The organism is Massilia sp. LC238, from assembly GCF_000735635.1.
GTDB lineage: Bacteria > Pseudomonadota > Gammaproteobacteria > Burkholderiales > Burkholderiaceae_D > Telluria > Telluria varians.
On sequence record NZ_JNNN01000031.1, the window covers coordinates 1 to 20438 of the forward strand.

Annotated in this window: 28 protein-coding genes; 25 read left to right on the forward strand and 3 right to left on the reverse strand. The window is 58.9% G+C overall.

Going from position 1 to position 20438, the window contains the following annotated elements; genetic code table 11:
• The first annotated feature begins 260 nt into the window (after positions 1-260).
• The 15 genes from FG94_RS07755 (at position 261) to FG94_RS07825 (ending at position 10854) form a co-directional block, all read left to right on the forward strand.
• Entirely contained in the window at positions 261-605 is a 345-nt protein-coding gene (locus FG94_RS07755) for a hypothetical protein (protein WP_152570886.1), read from the forward strand.
• Between the two features lie 300 nt (positions 606-905).
• Positions 906-1289: a hypothetical protein gene (locus tag FG94_RS07760; protein WP_036209401.1), complete on the forward strand. Its 384-nt coding sequence runs from the start codon at positions 906-908 to the stop codon at positions 1287-1289.
• A gap of 117 nt (positions 1290-1406) precedes the next feature.
• A complete protein-coding gene (locus FG94_RS07765; protein WP_036209404.1) occupies positions 1407-2060 on the forward strand; it encodes a hypothetical protein in 654 nt (217 codons plus the stop codon).
• Complete coding sequence (locus tag FG94_RS07770; RefSeq protein ID WP_036209407.1) at positions 2060-2611, forward strand: hypothetical protein; 552 nt, start codon at positions 2060-2062, stop codon at positions 2609-2611. Before FG94_RS07765 ends, FG94_RS07770 begins: the two co-directional genes overlap by 1 nt.
• 195 nt (positions 2612-2806) lie before the next feature.
• Positions 2807-3244, forward strand: a complete 438-nt coding sequence (locus FG94_RS07775; protein ID WP_036209410.1) for a hypothetical protein — start codon at positions 2807-2809, stop codon at positions 3242-3244.
• A complete protein-coding gene (locus tag FG94_RS07780) occupies positions 3244-3813 on the forward strand; it encodes a hypothetical protein (protein ID WP_036209413.1) in 570 nt (189 codons plus the stop codon). The genes FG94_RS07775 and FG94_RS07780 overlap by 1 nt, the downstream gene beginning before the upstream one ends.
• Before the next feature lie 110 nt (positions 3814-3923).
• Positions 3924-4778 carry a hypothetical protein gene (locus tag FG94_RS07785; RefSeq protein ID WP_036209416.1) on the forward strand — a complete coding sequence of 285 codons (855 nt, stop codon included), beginning with the start codon at positions 3924-3926 and terminating at the stop codon, positions 4776-4778.
• Positions 4779-4936: 158 nt separating this feature from the next.
• On the forward strand, positions 4937-5926 hold the full coding sequence (locus FG94_RS07790; protein ID WP_036209421.1) for a hypothetical protein: 990 nt from the start codon (positions 4937-4939) through the stop codon (positions 5924-5926).
• A gap of 107 nt (positions 5927-6033) precedes the next feature.
• Positions 6034-6444: a hypothetical protein gene (locus FG94_RS07795; protein ID WP_036209423.1), complete on the forward strand. Its 411-nt coding sequence runs from the start codon at positions 6034-6036 to the stop codon at positions 6442-6444.
• A gap of 88 nt (positions 6445-6532) precedes the next feature.
• On the forward strand, positions 6533-6805 hold the full coding sequence (locus tag FG94_RS07800) for a hypothetical protein (RefSeq protein WP_036209426.1): 273 nt from the start codon (positions 6533-6535) through the stop codon (positions 6803-6805).
• A 276-nt stretch (positions 6806-7081) separates the two neighbouring features.
• The gene (locus FG94_RS07805; RefSeq protein ID WP_036209429.1) at positions 7082-7435 is read left to right on the forward strand and encodes a hypothetical protein; all 354 of its coding nucleotides are present in this window, start codon (positions 7082-7084) and stop codon (positions 7433-7435) included.
• Positions 7436-7715: 280 nt separating this feature from the next.
• Entirely contained in the window at positions 7716-8555 is an 840-nt protein-coding gene (locus tag FG94_RS07810) for a hypothetical protein (RefSeq protein ID WP_152570887.1), read from the forward strand.
• Positions 8556-8630: 75 nt separating this feature from the next.
• Positions 8631-9083 (forward strand): hypothetical protein, encoded by a 453-nt coding sequence (locus FG94_RS07815; RefSeq protein ID WP_036209434.1) that lies wholly within the window; start codon positions 8631-8633, stop codon positions 9081-9083.
• Positions 9080-9358, forward strand: a complete 279-nt coding sequence (locus FG94_RS07820; RefSeq protein ID WP_152570888.1) for a hypothetical protein — start codon at positions 9080-9082, stop codon at positions 9356-9358. Before FG94_RS07815 ends, FG94_RS07820 begins: the two co-directional genes overlap by 4 nt.
• A gap of 209 nt (positions 9359-9567) precedes the next feature.
• The gene (locus tag FG94_RS07825; protein WP_051996330.1) at positions 9568-10854 is read left to right on the forward strand and encodes a hypothetical protein; all 1287 of its coding nucleotides are present in this window, start codon (positions 9568-9570) and stop codon (positions 10852-10854) included.
• On the opposite strand, the gene istB is transcribed toward FG94_RS07825, so the two are convergent.
• Together istB and istA are read right to left on the reverse strand one after the other, a co-directional pair.
• Positions 10841-11617 carry an IS21-like element helper ATPase IstB gene (gene istB, locus FG94_RS07830; RefSeq protein WP_036209566.1) on the reverse strand — a complete coding sequence of 259 codons (777 nt, stop codon included), beginning with the start codon at positions 11615-11617 and terminating at the stop codon, positions 10841-10843. The genes FG94_RS07825 and istB overlap by 14 nt on opposite strands.
• Before the next feature lie 2 nt (positions 11618-11619).
• The gene (istA, locus tag FG94_RS07835) at positions 11620-13233 is read right to left on the reverse strand and encodes an IS21 family transposase (RefSeq protein ID WP_036209440.1); all 1614 of its coding nucleotides are present in this window, start codon (positions 13231-13233) and stop codon (positions 11620-11622) included.
• A 212-nt stretch (positions 13234-13445) separates the two neighbouring features.
• Here istA and FG94_RS07840 point away from each other — a divergent pair, with 212 nt between their 5' ends.
• The 4 genes from FG94_RS07840 (at position 13446) to FG94_RS27155 (ending at position 15898) form a co-directional block, all read left to right on the forward strand.
• Positions 13446-14123 carry a hypothetical protein gene (locus tag FG94_RS07840; protein ID WP_152570889.1) on the forward strand — a complete coding sequence of 226 codons (678 nt, stop codon included), beginning with the start codon at positions 13446-13448 and terminating at the stop codon, positions 14121-14123.
• Between the two features lie 72 nt (positions 14124-14195).
• Positions 14196-14510, forward strand: a complete 315-nt coding sequence (locus FG94_RS07845) for a hypothetical protein (protein WP_036209443.1) — start codon at positions 14196-14198, stop codon at positions 14508-14510.
• 288 nt (positions 14511-14798) lie between these two features.
• Positions 14799-15458 carry a tyrosine-type recombinase/integrase gene (locus FG94_RS07850; protein ID WP_036209446.1) on the forward strand — a complete coding sequence of 220 codons (660 nt, stop codon included), beginning with the start codon at positions 14799-14801 and terminating at the stop codon, positions 15456-15458.
• Positions 15459-15538: 80 nt separating this feature from the next.
• Positions 15539-15898: a hypothetical protein gene (locus tag FG94_RS27155; RefSeq protein WP_152570890.1), complete on the forward strand. Its 360-nt coding sequence runs from the start codon at positions 15539-15541 to the stop codon at positions 15896-15898.
• On the opposite strand, the gene FG94_RS07855 is transcribed toward FG94_RS27155, so the two are convergent.
• A protein-coding gene (locus tag FG94_RS07855) for an IS3 family transposase (RefSeq protein ID WP_229445888.1) occupies positions 15871-17129 on the reverse strand; the annotation gives its coding sequence in 2 pieces (ribosomal slippage) (positions 15871-16799 and positions 16799-17129; 1260 coding nt in all). The two genes, FG94_RS27155 and FG94_RS07855, sit on opposite strands and share 28 nt — an antisense overlap.
• Positions 17130-17209: 80 nt before the next feature.
• Here FG94_RS07855 and FG94_RS07865 point away from each other — a divergent pair.
• The 6 genes from FG94_RS07865 (at position 17210) to FG94_RS07890 (ending at position 20393) form a co-directional block, all read left to right on the forward strand.
• Complete coding sequence (locus tag FG94_RS07865) at positions 17210-17644, forward strand: phosphoribosyltransferase (RefSeq protein ID WP_051996332.1); 435 nt, start codon at positions 17210-17212, stop codon at positions 17642-17644.
• A gap of 609 nt (positions 17645-18253) precedes the next feature.
• A complete protein-coding gene (locus FG94_RS07875) occupies positions 18254-18532 on the forward strand; it encodes a hypothetical protein (protein ID WP_036209454.1) in 279 nt (92 codons plus the stop codon).
• Between the two features lie 68 nt (positions 18533-18600).
• Positions 18601-18942, forward strand: a complete 342-nt coding sequence (locus FG94_RS07880; RefSeq protein ID WP_036209457.1) for a hypothetical protein — start codon at positions 18601-18603, stop codon at positions 18940-18942.
• A gap of 239 nt (positions 18943-19181) precedes the next feature.
• Complete coding sequence (locus tag FG94_RS27160) at positions 19182-19553, forward strand: hypothetical protein (protein WP_152570892.1); 372 nt, start codon at positions 19182-19184, stop codon at positions 19551-19553.
• A gap of 22 nt (positions 19554-19575) precedes the next feature.
• Positions 19576-19821: a hypothetical protein gene (locus FG94_RS07885; RefSeq protein WP_036209459.1), complete on the forward strand. Its 246-nt coding sequence runs from the start codon at positions 19576-19578 to the stop codon at positions 19819-19821.
• A 302-nt stretch (positions 19822-20123) separates the two neighbouring features.
• On the forward strand, positions 20124-20393 hold the full coding sequence (locus FG94_RS07890) for a hypothetical protein (RefSeq protein ID WP_036209462.1): 270 nt from the start codon (positions 20124-20126) through the stop codon (positions 20391-20393).
• The last annotated feature ends 45 nt before the right edge of the window (positions 20394-20438 follow it).

Below are 20438 nucleotides of genomic sequence, written 5' to 3' on the forward strand. Positions count from 1 at the left end.
ACGCCAGGCCAAGTTGCCGACCGCAGCGTGGATCAATCCGCCAGCCACGGAGAAAAAAGCAGCCTGAACAGGAAAAATTAGACGCTCACGATTCCACCAGGTGTTTCAAATTCATTGACACGTTCCGCGGCTCGGACTGTGGGCTGATCCCAACCCGATCGCGCCTTGGTCGTTCCGTCGCAGCGAAAGGCGTTAAACTACCGCTGAGAAAATTGGCGTAAGCCCCGCACCGGCCGGATGCCGGATTATCAGGAAACAGAATGAAAAATTGGATGAAAGGCTTTGCCTTCCTCGCCGTTGCTGCGGCGCTCTCGGCCTGCGGCAAGCAGGGCAACGAGTACGTCGGCAACTGGGAGGCCAAGCAATACAAGAACCGCACGGTCGCTATCGAGCGAAACGGCGATAACTTCGTGATCAAGGCCACCGAGCCGTCGATGTTCAAACGCGGCACTCTCGATACCGAGGTCAAACCGGCAGTCTATAAAGACGGTATGCTCGAAGTGTCGACCGCCTTCGGCGCCATGAAGGTCAGCTACGTCAAGGACACCGACACCTTGCTCATGCCAACGATGGGTGGATCGATGGAGTATCGCCGCGTCAAATGAGACAAATACCAAACCAGCTGCATAGCTGGCGACTCGCTTCAAAGCAGTCAGCCAGCTATGTAGCATGTTTGCCAAGCAGAACTAGTTGTTGTAGTATCGTCCTTGTCGCCATGCGGCATAGTTGTAAAAACCAACTTCTCTTTGCTCCGCGCAGAGACGAGTTCATCAAGACTCCCGCGTTTTAAATCACCGCCCTGCGGTACGCTGTTCATTCGAACCCTACCTTCTGCAAATCTTCGCGTTGCCGGAACCTCCTTCCGGCACGGATGGTGGCTCCTGTGCGCTTTCCGGGAGCACCACATGAAGCTGAAAAACCGTAATCCTGCCAAGTTCGTTGGCCGTACCATCATCTACCGCCATCAGGCGTGGAAAATCGATTCGGTATCCGCTGACAAGATCCACCTGAGCAAGCCTGGTCTCACGATCAAAGGCCAAATCGGGTTGCATCAGTTCGCAGACTGCCGCCTCTTTCCAACGCGCGAAGAAGTGATCGCGCAGTTTCCAAAGCTCATCCGCGCCCTGGGCCGGGTGTGCAAGCTCTCGCAGCTCGATGCAGCTGGCGCCATCCGCGGCCAAGTCACGACCGGCTCCTACTACATGGATTCGGAAGCACTGGCGCTGCTGGGCGGCTCTGCTAACGCAATGGACCTCGCCTGGCGCGGTCGACACAAAGTGCGGCGCTAACCCGCTGCACACGTAGTTCCATAAACCAGGGGCGCTTCGGTGCCCCGTTCCATTTTTCTACCACCTGGGTGAACCTTGCCCAGTGGGGCAGGTTCGTCCTTTCTCAAAGGATTCGCCATGTTCCAACCTGAGAAAAACTCCCTCAAGAACGACATCGCCCTCGTGCTCGCAGTTGCAGCGGCAGGGTTCAAACTCGTCGACAGCAAGTCTGTCGATACCGACGACGGTGCGTGCTGGCACGCCACTCTCGCACACGGCCGCACCAAGATCGTCACCGTTTCGGACGGTGGTCATGGTGGGGGCACTGAATCGCGTTACCACGCAGCGCACGCCGCCGCCCGAGCTGCCGACAAGGCAAGCCTGGAAAAGCTGTTTGCCATTCCCGAAGTCACCGCCGTCGTGCGCAGCGATCTGATGTACAGCCTCGACCTGAAGAAGGAATTCGACCGGGAGGCCAAGATGACCGATGCCGACTACGCCGCGGCGAAGGCCGACATCGAGACGCGCACGCCAGTCCCTACCGACGAGACCATCGAAAGCCTGATCGACAAGCTCGCGCAAGCGACCAAGTTCGTCGAAAAGATCAAGCGGGCAATGAAGACGAAGCTGGTCTTCGTCTTCGAGGGCGATGATGCGAAAGGCGCGTATGTGTCGTGCGCGATTCCAGACACCCCTGCAAACCGTATGCGCCTCCGCAAGGAACAGACGAAAAAAATCGACTACTTCATGGCCGACCTGTTCGGCGCCACCAACCAACCGAGCGCAGCCTGATGACGAAGACAGCCAAGGAATTGCAGGCCTCTTTCGGGCGCCGTAAGCCGAACCGCGAGGAAACCGAAGAGTTGTACCGGTTGCGCGACCTCGAGGTCGAAGCGCTGGCCAAGCAAAGCGTCATCACGATCGCCGATATCCAAGCCCTGGAATGGGGTGGCCGGTTCAAGATCGCCAATGAGCACCTGGACAAATGCGACGAGCAGGCGCGTCATGCACTCGTGCACGATCAGCACCACGGCGTGCGCTCGGCTGCCGTGCTGTTCAAGCCCGCCGAGAAGCCAGTACCGCCAGCGGTGCCGTCACTGCCGGCGGCGCCAGCGAACGTCGCTGACGTCGCGCTGGCGCTGATGAATGGGAAGAAGCGCATGCCCACTTCGTTCGGCTTGAAGACTCAAGACGGGGTGGAAGACATGATCCTCTCTACGCATCCGATCGGCACGCTGGAACGCGCCGCAGCCTTCATCGCAGGCTTTGAGGGCGACGAGCTGCAAGAAGGCGTGGACGAGCTTCTCGCTGAACTGCGCGCTGCCATCAAGCCAATCCGATAAACCATCCAACAGACCGCCTTACCCTTCTGGGTAGGGCGCGTCCTTTTAATCCTCCGCTTATCACGGCTCCATCCGTGATCAGCGTCATACCGCTTTCCTGTGCCGACCCTCGGCATCTACCTTCCGGCCTCTGGCCACCTACTGCAATCGCCTACGTCGCTGACGATGCGGCGACGTTCAATTGGAAGAACACACATGCAAACCACTACCGCAGCAAACACCGACCGCGCTGAACAACTTGAAGCCTTGGGTTTCACTGGCGAGGCCGACTACGCCGAGCACCAGGGCGTGATGCAAAAGATGCGCGAGTTGACCAAGCAGCAGCTGCGCGACACCCGCGCCGCCGTTGGCCTCGAGCTGGTGCATCTGTCGGAGACCGGGCTTCATGCCGGCCGCCGCCTGTGCCTGGCGCCGAAAGACCAATCCAGCCGCAGCGTGCACGCGATCTACGCACCTCTCCACAATCCCACGTTCCTCGCGAATGTGTGTGAGAAATGCCTGCATGTCTGGGTGCTGGAAGCGTATGAAGATGGCGAAGACGTTCCTGACTATCTGGTGGAGGCGCGAGCAGCTGCGAAGCTGGCCGCAGCCAAAGCAGCAGCGAATATCGTAGGCGAGAAGGGCGGCCAGTGATGGCGGCCCCGATCATCATCGATGACGCCGAGGTCGAACGCGCACTGGCCGAAGATAAGGTGTGCGCGCGCATCATGGCCAAGCAGCTCCGGCCGCAAGCCGGCGACCTGGTTGGCGTGCGGCTGAACCTCAATATCTGGAAGTCGCGCAAGGTGCCGGTCCAAACCCTCCATAAGGGGAATGGCGCTGGCAAACATCGACAAAACGCCGGGTTCTTCAACGGAACCGTCATGTGGTACCAGAAGATCGTCGTCGTCCGCGATGCATTCTTCAATGTCGGACAGATCGGCCGCGAGAAGATCGCATCCGGCATCGAGAGCAAACACCCTATCGCCAGCGTCGACGGCGTCCTTGTGGACACCGCGACGCCGAGCTTTGAGGGGATTGAGGTTCGATTCGAGCCACATGCAACCCACCTGTTCGTCACCCTCGACAACCGGGCGATCCGCTGGGCCGAGGAAGTGACGATCTACGCGCACCGCTGCTACTGCAGGGGTGCGATCCTCTACCACACCGAAATGACCGCGCCGCCCAAGGCCGGCCCATCGCCTTCCATTGCAATTCTGTAATCACGCCGGCGACCTGGTCGCCGCGCGAGCGGGTAACCGCACGCAAGTAACTTGCCGCACCCGCGGCGCCATCCTACAAAGCCCTGTCGGGCATCCACAGAAAGCATCTCATGCAAACCATCACCACCCCGCAACAAGCTGCCTCCAACGTCGCACCCTCGGCCGAAAACCGCATCATTGCCCGTGTCGTCCTGCAGATCTGGGGCGGCCGCAAAGGCAACGATGCAGTCTACGACTGCGAAAAGGAAATCGATGTGACGGACACGATACTACTGCTCGATCATGATGTCGTGATTGAACTCCAGGACAGCTTCGACAATACCGACGAGATCGGCCACAAGCACGTCAACCACTCCGGCCCGCTGGAAGTCTACGTGACCGCATCCATCTGCCAGTTCTTCAACGTCGCACGCGTCGAAGACATCACCCTCGCTGCGTTCGAAGAAGCCCGGCGGGTCGTGAACCCGAAGCCCCCCGAGTTCATCCGGACAATTGTTGAAATGGAAGTTACCGCCAAGGTGCTGCCAGGCGGCGACCGCGCCACCGCGCTCGAGAATCTGTCGATCGAGGTCTCGTCGCCTTCTGAAAACGTGATCGTGACCCGCGCCGCGCGCATGAAGCCCTCGGGCGATCGTGCGCTGGTGCTGGTCGCGGCGGATCCGTCGCTGCCTCGCTTCATGCAGCTGATGGCGCTGTCGAACGCGATCAGCATCGACGACGGCGCGCTCCTGACCGACTGGACCCGGTCGGCGTGGATCGGCGAGCCGATGAACGAGGTGCTGCGCTTTGCCTGGACTGACGGAGAGCTGGACTACTCGGCGGTCTTGACCGAAGAGGGCATCGAGACCGGACAGTTCGATGACAACGGCCGGTTCTTCGTGCACGACAGTGAAGGCACGCTGCTGTTCGTGCGGTTCTTTAAAGTCGAACCCATCGGCCCGAGCAACCTGCGTAGTCTGCACTAAAAAAACCCCTGCAGTGGTAGCGCGCCGGAATTCCGGCCTGCTACCCCTTCGCATCTACAACCAGGCCCCTTGAGGGCCTTTTTCATTCGGAGAAACCCTACTGATAGATCGTTGTTCAAATACAATATCTTAATAACCTACGAACATGAGAAACCTTGATGGAAATGCTTACCAATCTCTACAAGCGAGTTAAACCGCATCTGCTGTTGTACATGATCTTCCTGGTCTTGGTGCTCTATGCCGCTAGTTGGGGACTCCACTACTTCACCACCTGGCAATGGCTTGCCGATACGCTTTCGCAGGCTGCGACAGCCATCATCGTCAGTGGTGTTTTCGCCAGCCTTCTGAAATCGTACCAATTTTCCGAACTTTTCAAGGACGAACTGAAGGGATTCTTCGGGGAGCCGGCGATCATCGAGAAAATGCGCGAGATTGCAATCTTTGGTCGAGCTGGTGATGATGTCGTTCACAAGGCAATGGAGCACGTCCTGGTGATGACGAACCCGGATCTTTGTGCGAGCTTCAATAAATCAGCGGCGAGGCTTGAGCGGGTCCGCCATGACTACTCGCTGCGCAATTTCGTGCGGGAAATCACATTGCTGGATTACGATGCGAGCACTGGCCGAGTCAAAATTCGGGATATCATGGCCACTTCGCTGCTGGTTGCCACGAACACGAACTTCTTGACCTCAAGTGAAGGCGAAGGCTTCGAGGACAAGAAGGTTGTGACCTCGCTTACCTTGAGCACTGACGGCGGCATTGCAGCGTGTGTGAAGAACAAGTACTCGGTAGTGGAAAACGGCTCAGTTACTGTAAAAATTCCGGTGTTGGCTGGCAAGGACTACAGGATCACGCGTGTTGTAGATCAAGAGTACGAGCTGCGCAAGGACCCGATCATTCAGCAGGAATTTGCTCGCTTCGTTGACGGAATGACGCTCAAGGTCATCAACACTGTTCCCGAGAAACTGGACTTCACCGTTCGCTTCTTGAACTTTTCAGACCAGGTCGAGCCCGATGTCCTGCCTGGCCCAGGAAACTCGACCATCACGAAGACGTACACCTTGGATTATTTGACATTCCCGCTCCAAGCGTTTATCGTTACTCTTACAAACAAGCCACAAGGAGAAGACAATGAAACGAAGCATTGACAAGATCTAAGCCTCATTGCGAGCGTAATTGACTTCCTAAGCCCCCAACCGATTCGGTCGCTGGGGGCTTCTGTTTTTGGGAACCACCTTCGAGAGTTCAGTACAAAATGACGACTCAGCCTTACGCCTCACGACTGCTGAGCGGCGCCGCCGCGCTATGCGCGGCTGCTGCCTTCGGAGGCTTCACCTTGGGCTTCGGCGCCGACGATGGTGGGGCACTGGCGCTGGCTTGTTTTATGGCCGGGATTTCGCTGTCCCTGTGGCTCTGGATGCGGTGCGGCCGCCTGGAGCAAAGTCGTGTGGGCTTCAATCGCTTCATGGTGCCGATGTTCTGCATCATGGCTGGCGTGGCGCTCTACAGTAACGCGTCGTACCTTTTGTGGGGCCTGGGCTACCCAATGGCGATCCGCGCTATTGAAACCGGCGCAATGGAAGGGCGTGCATGGCTGCCGCCCTTAAACTTAGTTTGGGCTGTGTTGTGCTGGTGGGCCATCGACAAGCGAAAGAAGAGGGCTTGACGTATAATGCGCGCCCGCCCGCCCGGCCGGTAGCCGGGATTCACCGAAGGGAGCGAACATGGCCAATGGTCGAAACGACGCAGTCCAGATGGACGAAGACAAACACCGTGAAGAGTGCGGCAACATTATTGCGGACATCGCCGCTAACCTCGTGGCCGCTGGCGACATGGGCCGTAAGGACGCGATCAAGGAAGGTGTAAAGTGGATTAGGAGCAGCCGTGATGCAGCCGGTGACGTTACGGGAACGCTCGATACCGAACTCGTGTACCCGAAACCGTCGAAGCAGGCACCGTCCGATCAAGTCTACAAGATAAAGCAGGAATTGATGGACGAAGCTCAAGAAGCCGCAGAGGATCTGTAACTAGGACCTTGCAGCCCACATGCCGCCTCCATGTGGCATGTGGGCGAAAAAGGATGTTGCCTCATCGAAAGGTGATGTATCATTGACCCTGTCGCTATGCGGCATTGTTGTAAATTCAAACTGCTTCTCCGTCCAGCTACGGACGAGCAATGCTCAAATCTTCCTAAGCCGACTCTCGGCATCTGATTTAGCTGCGCCACCGGCCAGCTTCTTCTACAACCCATCGGGGACCTGTCCCCGTAGGGACAGCGTTCCTCCTTCCCGGAGATACGCAGCATGAATACCATCAATGTAATCGCAATCGCAAACAGCCACCTCGAGGGCGAAATCGCCATGCGCCGTGGCCACGCCCTGCGTAGCTTCTTCAAGCGCCAGAGCCGCCGCCAAGTGCGACAGCGTCTGGCGGCTGAACTGCGCGCCAACATGGGTCATCATCTCGCGGAAGCGGGGGAAATGATGTCCATGCGCGCCGGCGACGTCGACCGCAACCCGGTCATGGCAACGACGGCGACGATCATCGCTTTCCCGAGCCAGGAGCAACGCACTGCTCGTTCGGTGCTGGTCGTGCGCAAGTCGGCACGTTCGCCATTCGAACGCAAGCAGGTACACGTCGAGTTGCTGGCCGCCTGATCGCTCAATCGCAAGATTGCAGCGACCATCGTGGCCAACCTCGGCATCACACAAAGATCCCAGCTGTGGCAACGCGGGTACCGGCACGGTAACCGGTCAGATCACCAGTCCGAAATTCTGTTGAACATGCCCCTCGAGTATTACGAGGGCGTGGCCGAGGGAGTTCGCGACTGGGGATTCGACTGTTTTCCCGACTACTGCCCCTAAGCAGCGCCACCGCCTACAACAACAGCGCCCTACCGATTTCGGTGGGGCGTTTCCCTTTTCGCAGGACCACACCATGCAAACCACCACCAATCTGGCCCGCGCAGTTCAATCGACCACGGGCCGCACCTTCCAACTCCGTCCCGCCTGCCCAAGCGACTGGGCTGGGGAATGGCCAACCGACCGCAGCGGGGATATTTTGATCTCCGAAGCACCAGGCAGCGTCGACGGAAGCGTCTTCGCATACTGGCTCGGTGACAAGACCCTGACCTGTGACGGTGTTCTTCCCGCGATTCAGGCGCACATGGACGACCACGACGTGGTCGGTGTCCGTGTGATCTTCGCCTTTCCCGAAGATGCCCACTCGTCGCTCAAGGTCGACCTGGCCGAAATGAAGAAGCGATCTGCGACAACGGGCCTGCTGGCTGTGCGCGAGGGCATCCGCGTTCGCGTCCGGACCAACCAGGCACGCATCGGAGGCGACAAGTATCCCGGCCGCGAAGGTATCGTCCAAAGCGATAACGGAGTGGCGCCGGACTACTGGAACGTACGGCTCTCCGCTACAGCGCGCGCACCGGAACGTGTCGAGCTGTTCAGCGTCGACGCGCTCGAGGTGCTGACGACAACCGAAGAACTGGCCACGCTGCCGCCGATCTCCGGCAGGCAGTTTGCGGACCAGCTCGACAAGGCTGAGTCGCTGCTGTTCGCCGGCGCATCCTACGTCCTGCTGCCGCACCAGGTAGCCGGGTTGAAGGATGGCTGGGCGATCAATGCGGCCTACCCCAATGGCTCGCACAAGCAGTTCGGCCAGCACCATCCGCTCACGCGGTCGCTGGCGCTGAAAGTGGCGGCACAAGACGCAATGGACTGGTGGCTGAACCGCCGTGAGGCGCAGGCACAAGTAACTTTCGGCTGATCCCGACCACAACACATACAACCCTAGTGGGCTATCCCACACGGGGTAGCTCCATATCTCTACCGGAGCATCACAATGCCTTATTCCTGCGCGGACTTCGCAAGCAATTTTATCAACCACCTTTTCGACAGCGGGCTGATCCCCGCCGCGGTTGCCGGCTCCGACGACCTGGAGTTTCAGGCGACCGAAGCGATGGCTGCCATCACCGACCTCGCCGCGCGTGCAACTGCTTCGCCGGCGCCAGTCACCAGCTCGGCGAACGCCACCGGCCCCGCACAACGCCAAGCACGGTCCGCCCAGTTCATGACAGAACTGCTGGACGACCACGAAACCCTGACCGGCATCGGTGAGCAACATGGAATGCACACGCTGGCCGACTGCATGTACCTGCTGAGCGCGATCCAGAAGGGCACTTCGATTTCGGTCGAGTATCCGAGCGAATCGCAGGTGGCGGACATCGTTAAAGCCCTGCCTTCTGGCTCCCTGTGGATGACCTACGTACACGAAGTGCACGAGGTGACCGAATGAGCCGCATGACCCCAACGCAGATCCGCGCGCTCGCTACCGTGAGCCTCGGCGTCATCGAAGCTGTTGAAGCGGGCGGCGAGCAGGGCGCTCCTGCAGGTGTCTTGTATGCCGCAATGCAGGCACAAGGCGGGACGTTCAATCAATTCCTGGGCGTGATGGGAACGCTGGTTCGACCCGGTTACCTCACGATGGAAGACAACTGCTATTTCAGCACCCCTACGACGCAAGAACTGAAAACGAAACTGACGAACACCCTCGCGGCACTCGCCAGTTAAACCCCTTTCGATCCAGATGACACACCGGCCTTGCGCTGGTGTGTCGCACTGGACTGCTTTACTGACCTTTGCCCTCCGCATAGATGAGTAGATGCACCGAATTCATACGCCGGCATCCGGCATCTCATATCCGGCCACAAGCCGCCACAACATTCGCCATCGGGCATGCGCCCGATTGGGCCGTCCCTTTGGCCCACCTGGAGCAACGAATGCAAATGCAACAGCAACCCCACACCGCCAGTACCCTCGGCAGCAACATCGCAGACCTGTTGGCGATTCTCGAAGGTGAGCCAGCGGTCGCAGTGAAAGTCCAACCTTCCACCCACAAAACTTCAATCCAAGAGCAGGGCATCCAAACACTGCTTGCACTGATCCGGCGCGGCCATCCTCTCCATCTGCGCTTCAGCGGTGGCAAGGATTCCACCACGTGCGCGGTACTTTTGATTGAGGCCGTACGACGCGCGGTCGCCGAGGGCATCACCACCACGCACCACATCTCAAGCAGCTCTACAGGCATTGAAAATCCCGCTGTCGAACAACACCTGTTCGAAGTGCAGGGCGAGATGCGCAGGCACTTCGCTACGCACTCGCTGCCGATCGAAGTACACCTAACACATCCGTCCTTGGCATCGTCGTTCATGGTGACGACCGTCGGCCGCGGCACGCTGCCTCGGTGGCCCGAAAATGGCGCTGCCCGACAGTGCGCAGCCGATTGGAAATACCTGCCGGCGCAGCGCCTGGCCACCGAACTGGAGGCACGGGCACTGGAGCAGACCGGCCGGGAAATCATCACTGTTATCGGTACGCGCTTCGACGAGTCCACGGCACGCAAGGCCCGCATGGAGCGCCGTGGCGAGTCGTCGGTTGAGCCGGTTCGTGGTGAGTCCGGAGAGCTCGCACTGAGCATCATCGCGCTGTGGACGCTCGACGACGTGTGGAACACGTTAGAGGGACTCCTGGAACCGGAAAGCAGCCCGTATCTCTCAGCCATTTCGGTCGAAAGCGCCCACCGTCTTTTTGCGATCTACCAGGACAGCAATGATGGCGTTTGCGGCGTAGTCCTCGGAGACGCTGGCAATCGTTCCGCGTGTGGTTCGCGCACAGGGTGCGCCTGGTGCACGGTAACAGGGGAGAAGGACAAGAGCATGGAAAGCATGCTCACTCTCGAAAAGTACGAGTACATGCGTCCGTTGAACGACTTCAGGAAACTTCTGATGGCTACCCAGTTCGACTTGGACACACGCGAGCTTTTGGGACGCAAGTTGAGCGCTGCAGGCTATCTGCCGATCAGGCCCGATGTCTACTCGTTCGACTTCCGCCAGCAGATGCTTCGCTACCTGCTGACGATGGACGCGAACGAACGGAGCCGTGCGGAGGCAACGGACCCCGTTGGCCAGGTTAAATTCCCCCACCTTTGGCCAGGTCAAATTCCCCCAGGCAGGACAGTCCGGATTGTAGTCCATGCTCCTGCCGTCGGCCCTGTCAGTCCTGTTTGACGTCGGCAGAGGGCAGACGTGTGAGCCGTGAGGCAGCCTCCTTCAGCCGATAGCTTTTCCCCTCGAACTCCAAGATGTGCGCGCGGTGCATGAGCCGGTCCAGGATGGTGGTCGCCATGGTGTTGTCGCCAAGGTACTTGCCCCAGTCCTGCACGACCCGGTTCGACGTCACCACGATGCTGCGTTTGCGCTTGTAGCGCTGATGCACCAGCGTCTGCAGCAGTTCGCCGGCCTTGTCGCTGATGCGGCGTGCAAGGAACAGATCGTCCAGCACCAGCAGGTCGGCGTCGACCAAGGTGCGCAGCTGTTGCCGCTGCTCGTCCTCGCTGCCCAGCGCGTAGGCCGCGAACGCCCCATCTGCCTCCAGGTAGCGCACGTTGTGCCCTTGCAGCGTGCCCTGGTAGGCCACGGCCTTGGCGATGTGGCTCTTGCCCGTGCCCGGTCGGCCGATGATCAGCGCGTTCTGCCCCTCGGCGACGAACTTGAGGGTGTGCAGCTCGAAGCACGCAGCCCTTGGCACCTTGGGGTTGAAGCGCCAGTCGAAGTCGGCCAGCGACATGCGCTCATCGAGCCCACTCTGCTTGTAACGCCGCTCCATCAGGTGCGAGCGGCGCCGATCAAGTTCATCCTGCAAGATCAGCGCGAAGGTGTCGAGGAAGGGCTCCTGGGTGGCCTGTGCCTGCAGGATGCGGGTGTCGAGCGTGGCGCGGATGCCGGACAGGCGCAGCTCGCGCAGGGCGCGTTCGATTTCGTTCATGCTCATGCTCATGGTGTCTCCTTGGTCGTATCAATGGCGGCGCTGGCGGTGGCCGCGCGCGCAAACAGGTCGGCGTAGTCCTCACCTTCGCCGATCAGTGGATGGTGCTGCTCCAGATCCAGCTCGGCCTGCAGTGGCGCGTCGATCTCGGCCAGCGCTTTGGCCAGCAGGCGTTCGGTGAGGTTCTTGATCGACTTGTAGTTGCGTACGTTCTCCTGCAGGGCCTGGGCGCATGCCTGGTCGATCAGGCGGCGCGGGAAGCGCTTGGCCAAGCCCACCACGCCGCGCAGCTTGCGCTGGCCCACCCTGCCTTCATGCTCGAACCATTGCTGGCACAGCGCCAACGTGGCGTCGCCGATGTCGCCGGCCTGCGCCAGGATGCGGCGCGTCTCGCGCGAAGGGTTGAAGGGCCGCTCGTCATCGGGCAGCAGCACGCTGCCTGGGCGCTGGGCGCGAGGATGCGTGCGCAGCAGGGCCAGCGTGAGACGGTCGCGGATCTCGACGTGGTGATCGAACAGGCGCACCAGCACCCGGCTGCCGATCTTCGCCGGCCTTGCCGCGTAGCTGCTATGGTCGATACGTACGCACGTGTCGTCGGCGACGGTGCGCTCGCACTCGGTGTAGTAGCCGAAGCCCTGCAGCGGCAGCGCGCCCAGGTGCGCGCGCTCCTCCTGGAACATGGCCTCGACCTGGCGCTTGGCACTGCCGTGGATGCGCGGCGACGCCCACTTGGTCTCCCACTGTTCCAGGAACGCGTTCTGCTCCTCGATGGTCTCAAAGCGCCGCCCCTTGAGCGCGGTGCTCTGAGTGTGCTGGATCGCGTTCTCGACCGTGCCCTTGCGGTTCGGGTCACGCACCCTTGCAGGATCGGCGACGACGCCGTAGTACGCCAGCACGTCTCTGTAGACGGGGTTCAGTTCCGGTTCGTACAGGTCGGGCTTGATGACGCCTTCCTTGAGGTTGTCGAGGACCACATAGGCGGTGGCGCCGCCAAAGTAGCGGAAGGCTTGTTCGTGCAGCTGGGCCCAGGTCTCCTTCGACGAATTCCACACCACGCGCCGGAAGCTGCGCCGCGAGTAGCGCAAGGTCATCACGAACAGGCGCGGACGGCGGTAACGGTCACTGCCGGGGACGCGCGTCAGCGCACCCTCGCCGTAATCGACCTGGGCCTCCTCTCCGGGCGCGAACTCCAGCCGGTCGAACTGCTCCGGTTCGCGTTGCACCAGCCGGCCGGCGAAGCGCTTGACGCTGTTGTAGCGGCCCGTGAAGCCGAACTGGTCGACCAAGTCCTGGTAGATCGACGTGTAGTTGCGGCGCAAGCGTAGCTGGGCCTCGATGAAGGCGCGGTGCGGCTCGCACAGCGACTGCGGCCCTGTGTCGGGAGCCGGTGGCCGGGGTGGGGGAATTTCAACCGGTGTGCCGGTGGCCGGGGTGGAGGAGTTTGCCGATGCCGGTCCGGTGGCCAGGGTGGGGGAATTTGGTTCCGGTCCGCTCTGGCCCAGTGCCAGGCGCCGGATCGTTTTACGGTCTACCCCGGTGAGCCGGGCTATCTCACGCTGGCTGGTGCCGGTGGCCAGCAGCGTGGCCACTGTGGTTCGTTTGTTTGGTTTCAAGACGTTCACCCTTCCATGCCCCCTTCGTGGTCGAAGGGGTAAGGTTACGTCCTGCCAGCGGGATTGCTCTCCGGCGACCAGGCGCCGGCTTTACGGCGGCGCTAAGCGGTCAGGAGGTGGGGGATTTTGACCCGGCCAGGGGTGGGGGATTTTGCCCGGCCAACGGGGCGGAGGCAGCGATTGTCACCGGCCGCCTGCCAGACACCAAAGAGAATAGGCTGATGGCATCCCCAACGTTCGAGTTGGTGAGCCTCACGCAGCTTGTGATGATCGACTACCACTGGTCGAATCACTATGCTGCACTCAGCGCGTTTCCCGCCCTGCAGATCTGGTACGACGTAAATGTGCTTGGAAGGCGTTTCGCGATTCCGAAGCGGCAGAAGGCAGCCAAGATTTCCATCCCAATCAAGCGATGGCTAAAGGTTGGGAATTACGACTATGCGGCGCCGTCTGAGGGTATGCGCAGTTTCAGTAATGAGCTGTGGAATAAGCACCTGCACCCTGACCGCTTGTTCACTCACCGCGAGGTAGCTGGAAAGCGAACGTCCTGGTTCGAAGAGACGGAACAGCTGAGCGTCGACGCGGAGCGCGCATGTGAGTTCATCACCTGCACGTATCCCGCAATGGCTGTCGAGTGCAACCTGATGCCGGCATCTGAGTCCGCGTCGTTCTGGCTCAACCAGGGCATCGTGACACTGCCAGCCGGCCACGCTCATCGGTATCAGGAAATGGCCCTTCGCAACCGCTACATCGCGAATCTGGCCGAGCGCTACAACCTGGGGCCTGTCGAGTTGAACGAGTATTTCCGCAAGAACTCGATCACGAACGCGGAACACCAGAAGCTAATCCCGCCGGACCGGCAAAACGACCTGTTTACCGAAATGGCGCTGGCTGCGTAGCTCCCAGCAACTCCAAAAAATAACTTGGCTGAATACACTTAGGCCAACCACAACCTCTTCAAGGAGAAAACTATGGCCTCGCCATTTCTGAGAGAAGTCCCGACCTGGGGCTACATTGCATTCGCGGTGCTGTTCACACTCCCGGTGAGCATCCCGGTAGTGAACATGGTTCAAGCGCGCCTCGAGTTCGAACGATGCACTTCTGCCGCGGCCGAATGGGAGACGGACACCGGCAACGGGCGGCTATTCGCTCAAGCGAACACCGGCCATTACGGCGTGCTGTATGCATCGTACAAAAAGGCCTGTCCGAACGGCAGCTTTTTAGTCGACGAGAGCAGGGTGCCGGCAGCGATAAAGAATGCTGCGGACAACCTCGTGCAAAAGTAACTTTCAACGACCCCGCTTATGCGGGGTTTTTTTTTGTCTTCGTTCTCGATCCCTCTAGTCATGCCAGCGTCGAACCATCGTAATTGGCTAGCGACAGCTGCTATGTAATAAGCCCGCGCCTCAGTACATGACGTTCATCATATTATCCCGATCATATTCGCCGTCGGCCCGCCATTAGGTCGTGACGCTTTTCCGAGGACGTCGCTTACCATCTTGCTATGGGGCACGTTTCAGGGTAATCTGGCCCCATACTGCCTCTGAACAGAACTCGAAGGAAGCCTAAAACGAATGGCGAAAGCACCCTATATCGAAGAAGGCCGGTTACGGCATCTGCTGAAAGTCGCCGCCGTCTCGGGCGAATCTCCCTTGCGCAATGTGGCCCTTCTCACGACCGTCTACGGCACGGGTATGATGTTGACCGAGATTGCCAGGCTGCCGCTCCGCGCATATCTGAACGGCGACGGCTCTATTCGCGTGAAGTCATGCGTTGATGCTCGCATCGCGTACAACGGGAAGGAGCGGCCGATTTACTGGTCTAATTCCAAGGTGACGAGTGCGATCGACGCCTACCTGGCATATCGTTCCGCCCATCGGCAAGGTGTTACGCCTATGGCCACGGCATATCGTGGCCTGGACCCGGACGGCCCGCTCTTCCTGACCGGCGATGGCGAGCCTTACAAGCTCATCGAGCGCCGCACAGGCAGCGGCACGCCAAGCTATTCGTGCGATTCGCTCAGCCAACTCTTTCGCAAACTACACCTCCAGGCTGGCATTGAAGGCGCGAGCGCGATGTCCGGCCGGCGCACCTTCGCAGTGCGCCTAGCAAACAACGGCTACGATCTTCGGCACATCAACGAGTTGCTAGGTCACGAAACTCTAACGGCCACGAAGCGCCTGATTGACGCCAACCCTGTACGGCTTGGCGCGATAGTAGCTCGCGTAATCTAATAAAACTAACGGACGGGCATTGTCTTAGTAACGCACCGTTACTATAATGTAACGGTCACTAGCAGTTTGAATAGGAAGGGATGTTGGTGCAGAAAGAATTTTTTCCGCGAGCACTGCGGGCCCCGTGGCCTGTTGAGTTTCCCGATGTGGTGATTCATGCCAGTGAGACCGCTGTAAAGCAGCATCCTGCGTACGCTGCAGCGAAGGCGGGCGATGTTGAAGCTGCCGCGCAGCTCGTGATGGATAGCGTAAGCGATGAAGCAATAGGGACTTTGATTGACATAGGGAGCGCCTGGGAACCAGTCCTAATTAGCGTGCATGCAGAAGAACGCGTGGGAGTTAACGCGATTCCCGAAGTTATGGCTGATCTGTTGGTGATCTTGCCCCGCTATTCCCGGACACAGCCTGATGTTCAGTTAGCGTCAGTTTCCAGAGCCTGACGGCGTCGCTCTTTCCTAAACATGCGTGGCGATTTATAGCCAAGTGCCGAGTGCGGATGCACCTCGTTGAAGTGCCTGAAGGCATCGGGCAACTGGGCAAGCACGGCAGCGCCGCTAATGCGGTCCATGCAACCGACGTAATCGCGTTTAAACGTGTTCACGAAACTCTCTGCCATGCCATTCGACTGCGGGCTGTTCACTGGTGTATGCACCGGCTTGATGCCCAGCTCATGGGCCAAGGCGTGCGTTTCAGTTGCCCGGAAAGCGCCGCCATTGTCACTCAAGAATTCAACAGTGATTGTCCGCACATCGGTGCTACCAAAACGCGTTTCCACGGCCTCGATCATCATGTCGCGCACCGGTTCGCCAGGCAGGCCGCGGCCAATCCAGGCACGCCACGCGATGATCTCGCGGTCGCAGCAGTCCTTCATGAAAACGCCAGTCACGACTTCGCCGTTGTCGCAGGCAATCTCGAAGCCATCAGAGCACCAACGCTGGTTCGATTCCTTAACCATCACTTTGCCATCGTGAGCACGGCCGCTGTCACTACGCCTAGGCGATTTCGGCAGCAGCAAACCCTGCTGCTTCATCACGCGGTACATGCGCTTGTGATTTACGGGCGGCAGACCTATCAAGCTGCGCGTACGATTCACCAAGGCGCCGGCACGGCGATAGCCGTAGGTCGGCAGCGCGGTGATCTCGGCGCGTACAGCGTCGGCAATCATCGCGTCAGCGACAGGATCAAGCTTGACGATGGTGCGCTTGTCGACCCAGTTTGCAGGTCGGGCAAGAAGGTCAATCACGTGCGAGCGCGCTACACCGAGGACAACGCAGACAGGCTTTACTGCCCGTCCTTGTCCAATAAGGGTGAGCGCGCAATCCACTTTTTTTCGCGAGCCAGCTCGACCGCTTCGCGCAGGATCTCCGCCTCCATCGTCTTCTTGCCCAGCATGCGCTGCAGTTGTGCGATCTGGGCGCGTGCCGCTGCCAGCTCACTGGCCGGCACGACCGATTCACCAGAATGCACCGCGACCAAGGCGCCTTCTCGCTCGAGCTTGCGCCAGTTGAACAGCTGGCTGGCACTGATGCCGTGCTTGCGGGCCACCAGCGATACGCTCATGCTTGGCTCGTACGTTTCCTTGACCAGCGCAGCCTTTTCCTGCACTGACCAGCGCCGGCGTCGCTCTTCGGACACCGTCACGACTTCGATGGTTTGCTTGTTACTAGTCATACTCACAGTCTTATTCCTATCCGTAAGGATACAGCATCGACTGTGTCTGGTGAATCAAGGGGCTATCTCAGTTGGGCCACATGCTCGACTGGGAAGTTGAACGAGACGTTGTGCAAGCGAACGTGGTCAATCATACCGGAGCCAGCGGCTTTTCGAGACTGGCGAAACAAGCGTTCTTTGAGGGGATTGTAAAGCCTGAAGTTTTTGTCATTGTGGACGACTTCATCGGGCAGGGCGGGACGATTGCGAACTTGCGCGGCCATATTCAACAGCAAGGCGGGCTCGTGCTGTGCGCAACGACTCTAACTGGCAAGCCGCACTCGGCATATTTGCATCAACGGCCTGAACAACTTATTGAGCTAAGGAACAAACATGGTCAACTCGAAGAATGGTGGAAAGAGCGTTTCGGCTTCGGATTTGAGTGCCTTACGGCCTCCGAAAGTCGTTACCTCATCAACACTGAAACAGGCGAAAGAATCCGCGATCGCATCGAAGCAGCGGATACTGAACAGTAGAGGCCAATCTGTTCAGTATGTCGTTCAAGGGGAACGGAGGGCGCCAGTCGGAACGACTCGGGTGTTGTCCCGCGAAGAGGTAGATTCGCTTCGCGAAACTAAGCGTCAGGTAGCAACGCATGTTTCACGTGAGTTTGTAGGGCGTAAGCGATAGGTGGCTGATGACAAAACCGATACAAGGACTATTCGAGCGGTGGATGACGCTAGAACGCGCAGCTGGGCGGTCATTAATCGACATCCTTACTGACTTGAACGCAGCGGCCGGCACGAGCTACAAACACAATTGGCCCTCAGTCGTAGCATCGCGAAACTTCGAGCTCGAACGCTGCCCCGTGGCAGTGAGGCGCTACATGATGCGCAAAGTCCTTGAAGATGAGTTGTCAGGTTTGGGTATCGACCTTACGAAGAATAAGCTCGATAAACTCGTGATCGCGTTGACATAGTAACGTAGCGTTACTATAATGATGTTTATGGGCACGGTGAGAAAACACCTTAACTGAGACGGAAAAGGCCCAACACTACCCACGCCGCGCTCGACGCGGCTGTGGCATTGAGAGCGGTGCTAACCTAGTGCCCCGAACCGGCCGGAAGCCGACAAGGAAGAATTCAATGTTGATTCGTGTTTTCGGGAATACCTACTTGAATCCCGATGCAGTCGGAAAGTTGGAGATGGATGTCTCAGTCAACGACGAGGTGCGAACCACAGTGACGCGAGTGTTTGATATGACCGGCCAGCACGTTTTGCTGGAAGCCGCAACGACGGTATCGGCTGGACGAGAGTTGAGCGAACGCGAGCTGCAGGCTGTGCGCCGCGACAACGAAGTGCACAGGCGAATTCGAGTCGCCTTATGCGAACGCCGTGACGCTGAAACTGCCGCAGAGGGGTGATTAAGCACTGACTGATTCAAACGAAGCCGCTGAGCGTTCAAACCGAAACCCTAGAAGTTACAGAAGATATGAACTTTATTCTCGCAGCCGTCGCATGCACGATCATCGCGGTACTTGCTTACACGGTACGTCGGCAGTACCAGTCCAGTAAAAGTATGGACGAATATCATTTGCACCTAGCGGAAGAAATCGGCCACTTGCGCCGCCAGCTTGGCGCCGTTGCAGCGGTCATCGAGCGTAGCGGTGGCGGCGTCGAAAAACGCATTCGCGAGCATCAAGAAATCGTCGCGGCAATCACGACCCGGCAGCCTACGCTGTTCAACGACGAGCCGGGTCTGCAACACTGGCTGAGCGCGAACAACGAATTTTTCAATGCGCTGAAGTCTGCTGCGGCCGGCGAGCACGTCTAACTACGGAAAACAATGTCCACGCCATTTCTAGCAGCATTTGTAGTTGCAATCTTCCTGTTGGGGGTCTTAGCTATCGGCGTTGGCCCAGGTAAGCAACGTGAGCGAATTGCATTAGTGGGCTATGCGATAGGGCTGGTCGGGTTAGCATGGTCATTTCTGACCTGACCTAAACAAATGTACTGATGAGCTAGGAAAAGCCGTCCGGCAGTTAAAACGAAACTCTACGAATCACGGAAAAAATGAGCTCCTCTATCCCACTTTTTGATCGGTGTCACGAACCCCAAACATTCAACTGGGCAAAAGCTACAGAGTTTGCCGATGCATTTGGCCTGCAACCGGTCGTCCACAGATCGAGCATCGGGACGCGGATCTGTTTCTGCTGCCCAGTTGACATCAAGCCGTTCTTCTACATCGGCCAGGACGCGGATATGCTGCCCAGCATTTTCCGTGATGAAGCTGCTGCACACGATGTGATGAATCGGCACGGCGTGGCTCCATGGATGACCATTGATGAAAGTGTCGCTGCAAACGAAATCGCGACGTTGATGCGAAAGATTAGTGGTGGAAGTCTGAAGAACGGATCTCCAGAGCCTGACCCTTCGCGTTCCTGATATCTGAAAAGGACGAGCCGCTATGCAGGTTGTACCGCATCCCAAACTGAAGCGTGACTATCGCGGCCGCACCGTTCGCACCACGCGCGAACTGACCAACGGCTACGTGAGCATCCCGAAGGGTGCGATCGCGACCGTGACCGGACAATCGCCGCGCGGCTCAACGCTGGTCTTCGAGGCCTGCAGCTGCTGCACCATGAAGCCGATCATCAGCCGCATCGCTGCAGTCGATATCGAATTTATTGAACCGCTGGCCTCGGCCGGCTGACCCCGGAAAACATGCTCCCGAAAAGCGCTCGAGACTCCATCCAGAAGGCAAACGATATCGTCAACGGTCCTTGGCCGCCTGTCTGGAGATATCCGGTTCCATCGCAAGCTGATGCAGTGTGGGAAGTCCTGAAGCCAGCCAGGGGCGAAATTGAGGGGTGCACCAAGCAACCGTTCCAGCGCTTGCCGAATGAAACACCTGAATCGATGGTGAGTAGGGCTCGTGCAGGTGTGTATGACGCTGTACTACAGCCACATCCTGTCGTCCCTGGGCCCGCAATCTAAACGCTACCGGAAAAGCCGATGAAGCCTACTGACCCCGACACGATCACTCCAGCCGATCAGGCAAAGCTGATTGCGGTGTATATGCGCCTATGCCCGGATGACCAGGTGACGGACGACGATCCGCGCCGGTCGGTGATTGCTGCGGAGATTTTGGACGTGGGCCGTGCGCCGAGCATCACGGCCGCGCTTGAGGTGATCGAATACTGGCGGCAGCCGGCGGCATGGGCTATCGAATTCGTGTCTTCGGTGCGGCGTTCTGTGGGCCGCATGAAGCTGCAGGCGAACTAAAGGAAAAGCCGGTCGGCAACTAAACGAAACTCTAGCAATTACGGA

Coding starts and splice junctions, on each gene's coding strand:
- FG94_RS07760 (WP_036209401.1), top strand. CDS start 906: ATGAAGCTGAAAAACCGTAATCCTGCCAAGTTCGTTGGCCGTACCATC.
- FG94_RS07815 (WP_036209434.1), top strand. CDS start 8,631: ATGCCTTATTCCTGCGCGGACTTCGCAAGCAATTTTATCAACCACCTT.
- FG94_RS07785 (WP_036209416.1), top strand. CDS start 3,924: ATGCAAACCATCACCACCCCGCAACAAGCTGCCTCCAACGTCGCACCC.
- FG94_RS07825 (WP_051996330.1), top strand. CDS start 9,568: ATGCAAATGCAACAGCAACCCCACACCGCCAGTACCCTCGGCAGCAAC.
- FG94_RS07755 (WP_152570886.1), top strand. CDS start 261: ATGAAAAATTGGATGAAAGGCTTTGCCTTCCTCGCCGTTGCTGCGGCG.
- FG94_RS07780 (WP_036209413.1), top strand. CDS start 3,244: ATGGCGGCCCCGATCATCATCGATGACGCCGAGGTCGAACGCGCACTG.
- FG94_RS07805 (WP_036209429.1), top strand. CDS start 7,082: ATGAATACCATCAATGTAATCGCAATCGCAAACAGCCACCTCGAGGGC.
- FG94_RS07790 (WP_036209421.1), top strand. CDS start 4,937: ATGGAAATGCTTACCAATCTCTACAAGCGAGTTAAACCGCATCTGCTG.
- FG94_RS07850 (WP_036209446.1), top strand. CDS start 14,799: ATGGCGAAAGCACCCTATATCGAAGAAGGCCGGTTACGGCATCTGCTG.
- FG94_RS07875 (WP_036209454.1), top strand. CDS start 18,254: ATGTTGATTCGTGTTTTCGGGAATACCTACTTGAATCCCGATGCAGTC.
- FG94_RS07880 (WP_036209457.1), top strand. CDS start 18,601: ATGAACTTTATTCTCGCAGCCGTCGCATGCACGATCATCGCGGTACTT.
- FG94_RS07800 (WP_036209426.1), top strand. CDS start 6,533: ATGGACGAAGACAAACACCGTGAAGAGTGCGGCAACATTATTGCGGAC.
- FG94_RS07845 (WP_036209443.1), top strand. CDS start 14,196: ATGGCCTCGCCATTTCTGAGAGAAGTCCCGACCTGGGGCTACATTGCA.
- FG94_RS07820 (WP_152570888.1), top strand. CDS start 9,080: ATGAGCCGCATGACCCCAACGCAGATCCGCGCGCTCGCTACCGTGAGC.
- FG94_RS07765 (WP_036209404.1), top strand. CDS start 1,407: ATGTTCCAACCTGAGAAAAACTCCCTCAAGAACGACATCGCCCTCGTG.
- FG94_RS07775 (WP_036209410.1), top strand. CDS start 2,807: ATGCAAACCACTACCGCAGCAAACACCGACCGCGCTGAACAACTTGAA.
- FG94_RS07865 (WP_051996332.1), top strand. CDS start 17,210: ATGCTCGACTGGGAAGTTGAACGAGACGTTGTGCAAGCGAACGTGGTC.
- FG94_RS27160 (WP_152570892.1), top strand. CDS start 19,182: ATGAGCTCCTCTATCCCACTTTTTGATCGGTGTCACGAACCCCAAACA.
- FG94_RS07770 (WP_036209407.1), top strand. CDS start 2,060: ATGACGAAGACAGCCAAGGAATTGCAGGCCTCTTTCGGGCGCCGTAAG.
- FG94_RS27155 (WP_152570890.1), top strand. CDS start 15,539: ATGTTGGTGCAGAAAGAATTTTTTCCGCGAGCACTGCGGGCCCCGTGG.
- FG94_RS07810 (WP_152570887.1), top strand. CDS start 7,716: ATGCAAACCACCACCAATCTGGCCCGCGCAGTTCAATCGACCACGGGC.
- FG94_RS07885 (WP_036209459.1), top strand. CDS start 19,576: ATGCAGGTTGTACCGCATCCCAAACTGAAGCGTGACTATCGCGGCCGC.
- FG94_RS07795 (WP_036209423.1), top strand. CDS start 6,034: ATGACGACTCAGCCTTACGCCTCACGACTGCTGAGCGGCGCCGCCGCG.
- FG94_RS07890 (WP_036209462.1), top strand. CDS start 20,124: ATGAAGCCTACTGACCCCGACACGATCACTCCAGCCGATCAGGCAAAG.
- istB (WP_036209566.1), bottom strand. CDS start 11,617: ATGAGCATGAACGAAATCGAACGCGCCCTGCGCGAGCTGCGCCTGTCC.
- FG94_RS07840 (WP_152570889.1), top strand. CDS start 13,446: ATGGCATCCCCAACGTTCGAGTTGGTGAGCCTCACGCAGCTTGTGATG.